General features: G+C 39.5%; 7 protein-coding genes. 2 read left to right on the top strand and 5 right to left on the bottom strand.

The window, feature by feature from the left end:
• Positions 1 to 47: 47 nt before the first annotated feature.
• The gene (locus K5G00_RS18585; RefSeq protein WP_238767691.1) at positions 48 to 812 is read left to right on the top strand and encodes an SDR family oxidoreductase; all 765 of its coding nucleotides are present in this window, start codon (positions 48 to 50) and stop codon (positions 810 to 812) included.
• Between the two features lie 56 nt (positions 813 to 868).
• Here K5G00_RS18585 and K5G00_RS18580 read toward each other — a convergent pair whose 3' ends face one another.
• The 5 genes from K5G00_RS18580 to K5G00_RS18560 form a co-directional block, all read right to left on the bottom strand.
• Entirely contained in the window at positions 869 to 2,047 is a 1,179-nt protein-coding gene (locus K5G00_RS18580) for a TolC family protein (RefSeq protein ID WP_238767690.1), read from the bottom strand.
• Positions 2,044 to 5,145 (bottom strand): efflux RND transporter permease subunit, encoded by a 3,102-nt coding sequence (locus K5G00_RS18575; protein ID WP_238767689.1) that lies wholly within the window; start codon positions 5,143 to 5,145, stop codon positions 2,044 to 2,046. The genes K5G00_RS18580 and K5G00_RS18575 overlap by 4 nt, the downstream gene beginning before the upstream one ends.
• 11 nt (positions 5,146 to 5,156) lie before the next feature.
• Complete coding sequence (locus K5G00_RS18570) at positions 5,157 to 6,857, bottom strand: efflux RND transporter periplasmic adaptor subunit (RefSeq protein ID WP_238767688.1); 1,701 nt, start codon at positions 6,855 to 6,857, stop codon at positions 5,157 to 5,159.
• A gap of 130 nt (positions 6,858 to 6,987) precedes the next feature.
• Complete coding sequence (locus tag K5G00_RS18565; RefSeq protein ID WP_238767687.1) at positions 6,988 to 7,416, bottom strand: DUF6769 family protein; 429 nt, start codon at positions 7,414 to 7,416, stop codon at positions 6,988 to 6,990.
• 137 nt (positions 7,417 to 7,553) lie between these two features.
• Positions 7,554 to 10,445 (bottom strand): sugar-binding domain-containing protein, encoded by a 2,892-nt coding sequence (locus K5G00_RS18560; RefSeq protein WP_238767686.1) that lies wholly within the window; start codon positions 10,443 to 10,445, stop codon positions 7,554 to 7,556.
• 250 nt (positions 10,446 to 10,695) lie between these two features.
• Between K5G00_RS18560 and K5G00_RS18555 the strand changes: the two genes are divergently transcribed.
• Positions 10,696 to 13,320, top strand: coding sequence for a glycoside hydrolase family 2 protein (locus K5G00_RS18555; RefSeq protein ID WP_238767685.1), 2,625 nt, complete (start codon positions 10,696 to 10,698; stop codon positions 13,318 to 13,320).
• Positions 13,321 to 13,516: the final 196 nt, after the last annotated feature.

The raw sequence follows: 13,516 nt of genomic DNA, 5'->3' as shown, positions 1-13,516 counted from the left end.
CCCTTTTTGTCTGAACTTTGTATTTATCAAATCATAAAAATTAAACAATGGAAACAAAAAGTAAGATTGCACTGGTTACAGGTGGTAGTCGCGGGCTGGGAAGAGAAATGGCTCTTAGCCTTGCTAAAAAGGGAATCGATGTTGTACTAACGTACAAAAGTAGCAAACAGAAAGCAGATGAGGTAGTTACTGAAATTCAGTCGTTAGGGCAAAAAGCAGCAGCGTTTCAACTGGATACCGCCAATGTTAAGGAGTTTGATGAATTTTTAAGCGTGGTAACCAACTACCTAAATGAAGAAACAGGAAGCAAAAATTTCGATTTTCTGATTAACAATGCCGGAACCGGTTTATATGTACAATTTGCCGAAACAACAGAAGAACAGTTTGATGAAATGACGAATATTCATTATAAAGGAGTGTTCTTTTTAACGCAAAAATCTTTGCCTTTTATTAATGACGGCGGACGTGTTATCACTATTTCGTCAGGACTTGCAAGGTTTGCAATGCCGGGTTATGCTGTTTACAGTTCGGCAAAAGGAGCTATTGAAGTACTAACAAAGTATCTGGCTAAGGAATTGGGACCACGTGGAATTGCTGCAAACGTAGTTGCACCCGGAGCCATTGAAACTGATTTTGGCGGAGGTTTGGTGCGGGACAACAAAGACATAAATACTCACATTGCAGGATTAACTGCTCTGGGCCGTGTTGGCCTGCCTGAAGATATAGGTGGCGTAGTTGCCTTTTTATGCACCGAAGAAGGGCGCTGGATTAACGCTCAACGAATTGAAGTTTCAGGCGGAATGAATCTTTAGTCTTTCAAAACTGTTTTTAGCCATGCCCCAAACGGGAGTGGGGCATGACTTATTTTTTACATGTACTGATTTAACTCTGCAAAAGCGTCATTCAAATCCTTTTCCATTTCCAAAATTTTATCGATACTTTCGTTGTAAACAGAAAGTTCGAGAATATAATCAATCAATCCAATTTCTCCGTGATTTAAAGCTTTCTCCAAAAATGACGCATTGTTTACATCTTCCATTCCACTTTTATATTCCACTACATTTTCTTGTAATTGTATAAATTTTTGATGTGTTGCTTTTAAAAGGTTGTAAAACTGCAATTTGTTATCTCTGGTGACGCTTTGTAGAGCTTCTGCCTCCGCTTTTGCATGTTTTACAGTATTTATGTTTTCCCACAAAGGAATGGTAACACCGATAATAAAACCCTGAAAATGTGCAGCATCTCTTTTTTCGCTCATGTAGCCTGTATTTATTTTAGGCAACTGTTCTGCTTTTGAAAGTTTTATTTTGTTTTCTCGTATTTGAACTTCTTTTTTTAGCCAGCTTAACATTGGATTTTTTTGTTCGGCTACCAAATACCACTCTTCAAAATCAGAAGGAATATTTAAAATTGGAAATTGTTTTAAACAGAAGTCAAGCGGCTTTCCCCCATTTAATCCTTGGAGTTTAATGAGAAGTGCTTTTTGTTCAATCTCAACGGCTTTCAGTTCTTTCTCAGCTGATAGTTTATTCAAACGCGATTTATTGTATTCCAGAATATTGGTTTCTCCTGCATCAAATTTTTGTTTGTACGCAACAAAAATACTATCTGCGAGCAATTTCCTTTTATCAAGTTCAGCGTGCATTGCATTAGTATATATAAGTTCATTGCATGTTAGTCTCGTTTCCAGCAGAACTTCTTTTTTTTGTTTTTCGAATTGAAGCTCTACTTGTTCGTTTTTTATATTCGAAATATTGTTTCTGAATTTATAGACGGTTGGGAAATCGAAAGATTGTGAAATGCTCACATCCGTTCTGTTGCCAACAGCATCCGGCTCCACCCATAAGTAGTGATATTCAACTTCCGGATTTTCCAGGAAAATTCCCGAACGGTTGTTTAGTTTTTCTGCATCGGCATTTTTTCTTAAAGCTGCCAATGTAGTATTGTTTTGTTCTACTGCCTGTAGCACGTCTTCTATTTTTTGCTGAGCGAAAAGCTCCCAATTTACCATTAACAGGGCGACAATTATGAATAGTTGTTTTTTCATGCTTCTTCTTTTTTAACGTTTCCGCGACCATTTAAAAGAACAAATACAATGGGAATGATGTAGACGTTAAGTAATGTAGATGTTAACAATCCACCTAAAATTACTTTTGCCATAGGGCTTTGGATTTCATTTCCTGAAAGATGACCTCTCATTGCCAAAGGAATTAATGCAAGTGCAGCGGTTAATGCAGTCATTAAAATAGCATTTAACCGATCGCTTGAACCTTTAATTACAGTTTCAGAGAGTGAGAAACCTTGTTTTTGCAGGTTTTGGTAGTTTGATATCAGAAGTATTCCGTTTCTGGTAGCAATTCCAAACAAAGTGATAAATCCAATAATTGCAGGAATACTCAAAATACCTGAAGTAAAATAAATAGCAAAAACACCACCAATGAGTGCCAGAGGAAGATTTAGCAAAATAATTCCTGCCAGTTTAAAGTTTCTGAATTCCTGAAATAGAAGAAGATAAATCAGTAGAATTGAAATTATCGACGCCAGCAAGAGCGTTCGGGAAGCTTTGGCTTCACTTTCAAACTGCCCGCCATATTCAACACGATAACCTTCAGGAAGTTCTATGTTTGCATTTATATTTTTTTGAATGTCCTCTACCACGCTGCGAAGATCGCGTCCTGCTACATTTGCCGAAATAACAAGTTTTCGCTGCACGTTTTCGCGACTGATAGAACTGGGACCGCTTGCCGATTTTATTTCAGCTACTTCTTCCAGTGGTACTTTTTTCCCGTCCCAGGTATCAATCAGCGCATTTTTGATACCTTCGATGGATTCAGTGTAATCTTTGTTGAGTCTCAAAATAAGGTCAAAACTTTGTTGCCCTTCAAAAATGTCTCCCATTTTTGCACCGGCGAATGCAATGTCAACAAACTTATTAAACTGTTCAATTGTAATTCCGTAGTTTGCAAGCAAATCCCTGTCGGGGCGGATTTGAATTTGTGGTATTTCTACTTGTTGTTGAACATTTACGTCAACGAGTCCTTCAATACCGATGATGGTATTCCTGATTTCATTTCCGATTGTAAACATGCGGTTTAAATTGTTTCCGAACAGTTTTATGGCAATATTGGCCCGTGTTCCCGAAAGCATATGATCAATTCGATGCCCCAGTGGTTGCCCCACGGTAAATGCAATTCCGGGAATAGATGCCAGCGTCTTTCGTACATCTGCCAAAAATTCTTCCTGACTTCGTTTTTCCAGTTGAAAGTTTACATCTATTTCAGCGCTGTTGGTGGTTTGTGAGTGTTCATCAAGCTCTCCGCGTCCGGTTCGGCGCGCTGTGGTTAAAACTTCAGGTATGGCAAGTAACTCATCTTCTACCAGGTTGCCAATTCGATTGCTTTCTTCCAGCGAAATTCCGGGTTTACTTACTACCGATAAGGTGAGTGAACCTTCATTGAATTCCGGTAAAAAGCTTCTTCCGAGTGTTGTAAATGCTATTAGGGCAATTCCAAAAACAACCAGCGTAGACGAAATAATTAAGGTTTTGTGTTTTAATGCCCACACAAGCGAACGTTCGTAAAATGAAGATAATTTACGAACCAGCCACTTTTCTTTTTTGTTTTTAGCCAAATATTTGTCGTTAGCCAAAAGCATTTTTGCCATCAATGGTGTCAGTGTCATGGCAACAATAAGCGACATAAATAAGGAAACGATAAAGGCAATACCCAAGGGTTTTAACATCCTTCCTTCCATTCCTGAAAGAAAAAAGAGTGGCAAAAATGCCACCATAATAATTAAAGTCGCATTTAATATTGAAGATCGGATTTCTTTTGAGGCTTCAAAAACTACTGTAAAATATGACTCTCTTTCGTTTAGCGGTTTTTGTCCGTTTTGGCGCAGTCGCTTATACACATTTTCTACATCAATAATGGCATCGTCAACCAGCGAACCAATAGCAATGGTCATCCCTCCCAAACTCATCGTGTTGATGTTTAACCCAAAAACTCTCAAAACAATAATAGCTCCGAGCAAAGAAAGCGGAATGGCCAACAGGGAGATTAAGGTAGTTCTGAAACTTCCGAGGAAAATAAAAAGAATAACAATTACAAAAATAGCCCCCTCGATCAACGCATTTTGTACGTTGTTTACCGAAGTATTGATAAAATCTGCCTGCCGAAAAATTTTGGTATCCAGATGTACATCGGGGGGAAGCGTATTTTTTAATTCTTTCAAATTTCTTTCAATCAGCTCTGTAACTTCCAGTGTATTTACGTGTGGCTGTTTTGACACGGATACAATAATTGCAGGTTTGCTGTTGTGCGATGCATAGCCCATTTTTACAGCACTTCCAATTTTTACTTCAGCCACATTGCGAATTCGAACCGGTTTTCCGTTTCGTGTTTTGATAAATGAATTTCCCAGTTCTTCCAGGTCAAAAGTTCGGGCTATCCCCCGAATGACATACTCATTTCCGTACTGACGAACTATACCGCCCATAGAGTTTTGACTGATTCCCTGACAGATGCCAGCCAGTTCTTCCAATGATACCTTGTAATATCCCATCTTTTGCGGATCGACCAACACCTGGAATTGTTTCAGGTCCCCACCAATTATTGTAACCTGAGAAACACCTCCGGTTGCAAGAATAAGTGGTTTTACATTCCATTCTGCAATGGTTCGCAAATCCATCATGCTGGTGCTGTCGGCCTGCATCCCAATAAAAAATATTTCGCCCATTACACTCGATTGTGGCGCTAAAATGGGCTGCCCGGCACCAACAGGCATTTGAGCTGTTACCTGAATCAGTTTTTCACTTACAATTTGCCGGGCTTTGTAAACATCTGTTCCCCAGTCAAAATCGACCCAAACAAATGAAAATCCCTGCGATGAGGAAGAACGCACTCTGCGAACGTCATTTGCGCCGTTAACAGCAGTTTCAATAGGAAATGTAACCAGTCGTTCCACTTCCTCTGAAGCCATCCCGTGAACATCGGTCATTATCACAACTGTTGGTGCGGTTAGATCTGGGAATACGTCTACGTCCATATTTTGAGCCGTGTAAGTTCCGAAAATAACCAATACCACAGAACTAAACAGAATGAAATATTTGTTCTTTAAAGAAAACTTTATAATATTATTCAGCATAGTGTCAGATTTTAGTGAACATGGCCTGCATGTGGATCTAATGCGCCGGAGGCTTGCGAAAGTTTAATAACAACTGCCCCTTTTGTAACAATTCTTTCGCCGGGGTTTAATCCTGCCAACACGGATGTTTTTAGTCCGTCGGAAGTCCCGGTTTTGATTTCGCGCTTTTCAAATAGTTCCGGTGTTAATTGAACATAAGCGTAATAGACGCCTTGCTCTTCCAAAAGTGATGAACTTGGGATTGTCAGCGCTTGTTGATCTGACGTCGTTTTTAAGTAGATTTTTACAAAATTGCCTGGATAAAATTCTCCGTTGTCTTCAATCTGAATATTTACCGGAATGAGGTAGTTGCTTTGATTGGCCGATTTGCCCCAGGAAACAATTTGGCCATTCAATTCTTCCAAAGAATACATTTTTTGCTGATTGGCAGTTGAGATATTTGCGGAATTAAGGAATACAAGGTCGCCCGCATATTTTGACTGAACTTCAGCGTAAAGCATCAAATTTTTGTTTTGCGAAACTATTGCAATGGCTTGTCCTGCTTCGACAAATTCACCATTCCGGACATACAAATGCTGAATAAACCCTTTCATCGGACTTTTTACTGTTTGTCCGAGAGCGCTGAAATTTTTGCTTAGGTTTGTATAAATAGCTTCTGCATTTTCAAAATCGTTTTTAGCTTCCAGAAGGCGGGCTTTGGTTACAATTTTATCTTCAGCCAATCCCTGAATTCTTTCATAGTCGAGTTTTGTTTTTTCGAAGTTGCTTTTGGCTTCTAAAAATTTAACGCCCGAGTTATTTTCTGCAAAACTATTGCCCGAAATTGAAAACAGGTTTTGTCCTTTTGAAACTTTGTTTCCCGGCAAAACCGAAGTGTTTCCAAATACAACAATACCACTCGTTTTTGCAGTAAGAACCTGCGCATCGTTAGGGGCCGACTGAACCTGAGCAGTAGTTTTTATAACCTGTCCAAAAGGTTCGGTCTTTGGGTAGGCAGTAGCAAAATCAATTTTCCACGACTGGCTTTTTGTGAACACTGTGGCATTTGTTTTATCGGGTACGGTCGCTTCAATAGTTTCGTGTGCTTCTGCGTCGTCTTTAAAAACAGTAATATCTGCTACTATTTTTTCATTTTCTGAACCGTTTTCAACTGCAAAAATAAGTTGCCCCTTCCCCGAAGCAGCGGGTTTAATCGTAAAGTTGTACATTCCTTTTTTTACCGGATTGTCAAGTGTTTTATTTTGTGTTTTCCCATTAACAAGCATTTGCATATTAATTTTCTCTGATTTTAATGGTGAGAAATCGGAAAGATTTGTAAAGTGTACAAGTACATCCGCCTCTTCTCCGGCAACAAAAGGATCGGCTTCAGCAAATACTTCATAAGTGTCGCTGTAAGCGGTGATGTATGATTTTAACTCTTCATGTTCATGTTCAACTTCATTCACTGCTTCTTCACGGTCAGCAGGCACTTCGTGGTTATGCCCCTGGTGCTCGCTTTCTTCGTGAAAGTGTTCGGCTTCTGTCTCATGGTTATGAGCATGCTCTTCGTGCACCTCTGTATGGTGGTGATGTTCGTGTTCGTCCTCACCTTCGTGAGTGTGAACGTGTTCCGCTTCATGGTTGTGTTCTGAATCGGATGAATGGGAATTTTGGTTGCTGCAGGCGGCTAAGTAAAAAGCTGCAACTACAGCTATTAGTAACTTATTTTTCATTCTAAAACGTTTGTATATGTATAATGGCCCTGTTCAAAAATCAAACAGGTTGTTGGTTTTAAAAAAATCTAGATATTACCAGATATTTGACTTTGAAAGTCCGGGAACTCTTAATAAAGGAATTGAGATTTTAGGCCAGGGGTGAGCCGCGCGAATTTATACTTCCGTTTCCGAGACAGGAATAAAACGAGTTAAGGTGAAAAAATATTGGTGGTTGGGTTGGAGGTGTAAAAAAATAGTCTTTAGAAAAATACAAAATGGCAAAAAGAACATCTGAACTGTCGTGTTGATCTTTTAGCCATTGCTGAAGTTCGTCTCCTGATTCTGTGTCGTTTGAACGGGCAAGATAAACTTGCTTTAGTAAGCAGAAATCGGCTTCGCTGCTGTCTTCTTCACTGTGTTTATGGTGATTGTGTTTGCAGTTCTCGATATTTCGGTGTTCAACCGAACCTGTAATTACAATTTCATCATCAAAATGAATATGTGGAACAACTGCATGAGCCAGTAACAAAATACTGACGACTATAACATGATAAACTGCTGTTGCCCTTCTAATCATTTTTAAACCTTTCGGGCAAAGTTAAAAAGATTTTTTTTTAACCGGAACTCTTTAACTAAACAATATGTTAATATGAATAGCATTTCAGGTTTTTCATTTCAAGCAATGCCTTCCGAAGCAACTGGCGAAATTATTTTTTATTCATATGAAATATTCCCGATGGTCTGGATGTTATGTTCCGCAGGCACAGATGTAAACAATGTTTTCAGTTCCTGTTCTGTTAATTTTGTTTCAGGCTGAAAATCGTGTGAATCCATATACTCCAAAATACTTTTATAAAACTGCCGCGCTTCCGGTTTATCCGGAATGGCTTTTAAATCCGACATGCAAATTAGCAATTTCCCTTCACCCACTGCAAACTCAAACACCAGACCCAGTTTATGGTTGCGTTCAATATTGTCAATAACCTGAACCAGAGGCTTGTAGTCATCCGGGGCATTATCGAGGATAAACGGCCGGCTTTTTTTAACAATGGGCCACCATTGCCAGTTGCTGTGAAATTCTGTTGGGAAAGACGTAAATAATGGATGTTCAGGGTTGGTTAAAATTCCCATTGTTCCCGGAGAAACCGGTTTGTTGTTGTTTTCCGAGATTCCCTTAAACATTTTATAATTCCAGTAATCGGTTGTAAATAACCCTCCAACCGAAAAGGCAACATATTTTTTATGGTTGGGGAATAGCAGTACTTTTCCTCCTGAATTTAACTGACTTATGGTTTGTGCATCTATATTTTCTGAGATATATATTTCTGAAGGAACACTTATATCTTTATTTTCCGGATATACCCAAATGGGGTAAGTGTTTTGGTAAGATGTTTCTGCGAGTACTATTTGCAGCGTGAGTTTTTGAGGTGCTTTTAATTCAGAGAGAGGTTGTTTTACCTCTGTAAAATTGAATACTTCGCCCTGTGGGACTGATTTGTTGTCAGAACCACTTCCTACAATTTCACCATCTGCATTTATAATTTGCCATGTCAGTTTCTGGTTTTCCAAATCAGATTCAGAATAGTTGGCCACTTGTATTTTTGCGGTGAAATTTTCACCGTTTGTCCAGCAATATTTTTCTGTAATTAAAAGGGGCACAACTTTATTAGAGAAATGCGAAAATTCTTCGGGAGTGATAAGTCCTTTGCTATCCATAAATGCATCGAGCAGTCCTACAAGTGCAGTCCCCTGGCCAGAAAAGTCTTGCAGATCGAGCAGTTGGAATCCGCCAAATCCGGGTGTACGAATGGCCATTTCAATATCAGCCCGGTAACCCAAAGCACTCAATGCACCCGATGCCCTGAAAAAATCTTTTGCCTGATCAGCCATTCCGGCGGCTTCCAAACGTTTTTTGAATATTTCCAGGTTCCATGGTTTTAGTACACCTGTATATTTTTTTATTTCATCGAAGTTAGGATACACCTGATACTGTGCAATTTCGTGTCCGATAACCGGAACTGAACATTTACTAATAGCCCCGGCGTAGTTCAAATCGGTAGAGGGGTATCTTCCGTTAATGTATCCGCCATCGTAAGCATCGGCAAACGAAAATGAGGCGCGTGTGTGTGTGCTGTAGCTTGTATCGGTATCAGCTCCTACCCGACAGGTGACTAAAAAATCTTCTCCTTCAACCTGGCCCCTGGTGCCAAGGTAATTATTTGAACCATAAGCAAACAGTTTCTCCGGGGCGAGCGGCCGGAGTTGTTTTACCATTTTTTGCATTTGTTCAAGGCTTCCACTGAGTTCATTTCCCAAGGCAAACATAACAAATGAGGCGTGGTTCCCATAACTTTCAATAATTTTTTCGCCTTCGTTTAACAGGAATTCATTTAATCCCGACGGATCATTTTCACGTAAACTCCCCCAAAACGGTGTTTCCGGCTGCATGTAAATTCCCTCAATATCAGCAGCAGCAAAAGCGGCGTTAGGCGGTGTCCATGAATGATAACGATAATGGTTTATTCCGTATGATTTTGCGATTTGAAATAATTCGATCCAACTCTCCACATCCATGGGAGGGTGAGCTGTTAATGGGAAAACACAAGCATTGTGTTCGCCTCTTAAGAATGTTGTTGTTCCATTGATTGTAAATTGAGTTCCCGATGTGGAAAAATCGCGAAATCCAAAATTTGTCTGTAAATTGTCGGTTCCATTTTCTGTAATCTGTTCTGCTGAAAGTTTGTAAAGAGCAGGGGAGAACTCACTCCAAAGCTGCATTTTATCTCCAACCGGATATTTTAATACTATCCGATTTTGTCCCGGATTCAGATTGACCTCATAGCTTTTGGCAGGAACATTATGATTTTCCTGTGTGTTCCAGGAAGCTGCTCTTAATTTAACTTTTACCTCCTGATTTTCTGCTTCATTTGAAAATATTCGAAGGGCGACAATGGCTTCTTTGGTTTTTATGTCGGGCGTGATAGCAAGTGACCTGATATAGTTTTTTACCGTTGCTTCCAGTTTTATTTCACCAATTATTCCATTCCAATTGGTTTGTGTATGTTCTGTCCAGGAGTGGGAGCCTTTTATTCCGTTCGGAACTGAACCATTTCCGTTATCTACAAGAATGGTTAATACATGTTTTCCTGGCGTAAGAGCAGGGGTGAGATTGTATTTTTGAGGAGACAAAATCGTAGCGTTTTCGCCTGTGAATTGTCCGTCGATCCAAATTTTTGCAGGTTTTGTCCGTTCGAGCGTCAAGAAAATTTCTTTACTTTTCCAGCTTTCGTTAATCGTTATTTCCTTTTGGTACCAGGCCCATCCTTCATACATTTTTTCACGCGACAATCGCATGGTTTCGTCGTAATTTTTATTTGGGATGCCTTTATCATTTTCATCCATTGTCCCCGGTAGTTGAACCGTTTCAGTTAATGATTCCGAGAACCAGTTTTTTTCTATTCCAACCTGCGCAGAATCCATCGCAAATTGCCATGTTCCACTTAAATCAATGGTTTCTCGTGTAGAAATAAATTCATTTCTGGTACACGAAAATTGAAAAATAACTCCTAAAAGCAGAAAAATACAGAAGTAAGTTTTTATTGGCATGGCTGATTTTGTTTTACAATTTGTTGGTATAAAAATAGAACTATTTATGAAAATGAGTGTTTGTTGAACATTTAAAATTTCTACTCATAAAAAAAATAAGGTAGAGGGAGAAAACAGACCACTATGTACTTTCTTTAGGGATCATTAAATTTCTTTGAGTTAATTTTTTTAACCAGATTTCTTTATGGTTTACGTAAAACAAAAAATTACTTTTACTAAAGATGGAAAATCGTGAAATTATAAATAGAATATGAAAAGGTTTTTAGTGGTTGGGCTGACATTTTGTTGGCTTTTGTTTTCAGTGGCTCAAACAAAGGCACAAAAAAGTGAAATTGGTTTAAATGAAGGGTGGAAAGCCAAGCGGGCAAGCGAGTTGCCTGCAGATGGAACGGTGATTTCGTCACCCGGTTTTCAGTTTTTCGACTGGATGGATGCTGTGGTTCCGGGAACAGTGTTAACTACTTTGTTGCACAACAAAAAAGTTCCGGATCCTTTTTATGGAATGAACAACGAGTTGATTCCCGATATTTATGAAACGGGCCCGGAGTATTACACTTTTTGGTTTCAAAAGGAATTTGAAGTTCCCTACTTAAAACCGGGGCAGCAGGTGTGGTTAAAATTCAGGGGAATAAATTATTCTGCCAATGTTTTTTTGAATGGAAAACGGGTGAGCTTTGACACACATGAAGGAATGTTTTTGCGTGAAAAATATCTGATAACTTCTTTTCTGAATGAGTCTGGAAAAAATAATCTGGCCGTGTTGGTTGAGCCGCCAAGTCCGGTAGGAAAAGCCAATGGAGGACAAGGGGGCGATGGTGTAATTGCTCGTTCTGTTACACAACAATACACTCCCGGCTGGGACTGGGTTTGTGCGGTTCGCGACAGAAATACCGGTATCTGGGATAACGTTTCCCTGGAAATTACTGGCAACGTTGATATTCGTGCTCCTTTTATAAAAACAAGAGTTCCCGGAAAACGTTTGCCCGGCGGAAAACAAGACCCGGCATTCTTGGATATTTCTGCAGAGCTTGTGAATACTTCGGAACAAGAGCAAAAAGGAGATCTTGTCGCATCGTTGGGCGATGAAAAATGGTCGGTACCGGTAACTTTGAAAAAAGGAGAAACACAAACCGTTTCTTTTCCTGAGATAGAAATCAAAACCCCAAAATTGTGGTGGCCCAATGGAGTAGGGGAGCAAAATATGGAGCACCTGAAATTGAAATTTAAACAGGCAAATCTTGTCTCCGATGAAGAAGATGTTGATTTTGGAATTCGTGAAACCAGCACTTATTTTGATGAAAAAGTAGGCGGACGTGTTTTCCTGGTGAATGGCCGGAAAGTTTTTATAAAAGGCGGAAACTGGATTTCATCCGATTTGTTGTTGCGTCTCACTCCAGAGCGCTACGATGCAGAAGTTCGTATGCACGCACAAATGAATATGAATATGATTCGTGTTTGGGGAGGTTCTATTACCGAACGCCCTGAATTTTATAATGCATGTGACAAATATGGAATTTTGGTATGGCAGGATTTGTGGATTACCGGCGATTGTAACGGTTGTTGGTTCGACCCGAAAAAGAAAGAATCGCAGGCACGGCGTCAGTCGTACCCCGATGATCATTCTTTGTTTTTTAGTTCTGTAATCGATCAGGTAAAGATGTTACGCAATCACCCAAGTTTATATCTGTATTGCGGAGGAAACGAATTTCCTCCACCGGCAGATATTGATTTAAAACTCCACGACGAAATATTCCCGGATGTAGACCCTACTCGTTTTTATGTGAGCTATTCAACTTCCGACAGTATCTTGCGAAATACCATTGGCGGAGTTGGTGACGGCCCTTACGGAATTCAGAATCCGTTGCGTTTTTTTGTAACTCGTTCGTATCCGTTTAATCCGGAACTTGGTTCGGTGGGAGTACCCAATGTGGAAGCCATGCGGAAAATGATGGATGAAAAAGATTTAACGCCACCGGTAAACGACCGTGGAAACAATGTTTGGCAATATCACAAGTACATTGGTTACGGCGATCACATTGAACGTTTTGGTGAGATTGCCGGAATTGACGACTTTTGTAAAAAGGCACAAGTAGTGAATTATGAACAATACCGGGCTTTGCAGGAAGGTTTTAATGCCGGAATGTGGGATGTTTATACAGGAATGCTGGTGTGGAAAAATCAAAATCCATGGACTTCGTTGCGTGGCCAGTTTTACGATGTATTTCTGGAACAAACCGGCGGATTTTACGGTTATCAACACGGAGCTACTCCCTTGCATGTGCAATTAAATTTAAATGATTCTGCTATTTGTGTGATGAACCAAACGATGGTTGCCAAAAACGGCTTGCGCGTAGAAGCAGAACTTTATAATTTGCATGGAGTGAAATTAAATACGCAGCAGTTAAAATTGGATGTTTCTGCCAACTCATATAAAATAGCGGGTAAGCTGGATTTGGAAAAAAAGCCTGCCGGATTATATTTTGCCCGTTTGTACCTGAAAAATAAAAAAGGAGAAATAGTAGATGAAAATCTTTACTGGTTGACCAATTCGCCAAAGGATATGCAGGATTTGCAAAAACTGGAAGAGGTTCAACCTGACGTTCGTTTGGGCGAAGAAAAGGACGGCAAATTGCTTTTAACGGTGAAAAATACAGAAAAAGAGACTGCTTTCTTTTCGCGCTTAAAAGTAGTCGATAAACAAAGCGGAAAACTCGTATTGCCTGTTTTCTTCAGCGATAATTATTTCACTTTATTTTCGGGCGAGGAAAAACAAATTCAATTGGATTTATCTGATTTGCCAACCAATGTAAAAGACAAAGATTTGCAGCTGGTTCTGGAACCTTGGAAAGGCCCGGCTGTAACAAAAGAATTATAGAGATTTTAATGACGGATGAAGAAAAGGATAGCATTCCCTCAAAAGGGGCTATCCTTTTTTATTTTTGGTAATTTTGAGATAATGGATTATCAATAAAAGGAGATAAAAAAGGAAAAGTCAGAAAATAAAAGGGGTCATTTTAATTCAAATAAAGAGAGATGCACTGCAAATTGCTGGTTTTTATTTATTAGGCAAG

Origin of the sequence: Maribellus maritimus (assembly GCF_022267315.1) — a bacterium.
GTDB classification, from domain to species: domain Bacteria; phylum Bacteroidota; class Bacteroidia; order Bacteroidales; family Prolixibacteraceae; genus Draconibacterium; species Draconibacterium maritimum.
The sequence above is the reverse complement of the archived record's forward strand: the minus strand, read 5'-3'. Positions and strand labels throughout refer to the sequence as shown.

Excerpts from the sequence above, each read along its gene's own strand:
- K5G00_RS18585 (WP_238767691.1), top strand. The coding sequence starts at position 48 with ATGGAAACAAAAAGTAAGATTGCACTGGTTACAGGTGGTAGTCGCGGG.
- K5G00_RS18560 (WP_238767686.1), bottom strand. The coding sequence starts at position 10,445 with ATGCCAATAAAAACTTACTTCTGTATTTTTCTGCTTTTAGGAGTTATT.
- K5G00_RS18575 (WP_238767689.1), bottom strand. The coding sequence starts at position 5,145 with ATGCTGAATAATATTATAAAGTTTTCTTTAAAGAACAAATATTTCATT.
- K5G00_RS18565 (WP_238767687.1), bottom strand. The coding sequence starts at position 7,416 with ATGATTAGAAGGGCAACAGCAGTTTATCATGTTATAGTCGTCAGTATT.
- K5G00_RS18580 (WP_238767690.1), bottom strand. The coding sequence starts at position 2,047 with ATGAAAAAACAACTATTCATAATTGTCGCCCTGTTAATGGTAAATTGG.
- K5G00_RS18555 (WP_238767685.1), top strand. The coding sequence starts at position 10,696 with ATGAAAAGGTTTTTAGTGGTTGGGCTGACATTTTGTTGGCTTTTGTTT.
- K5G00_RS18570 (WP_238767688.1), bottom strand. The coding sequence starts at position 6,857 with ATGAAAAATAAGTTACTAATAGCTGTAGTTGCAGCTTTTTACTTAGCC.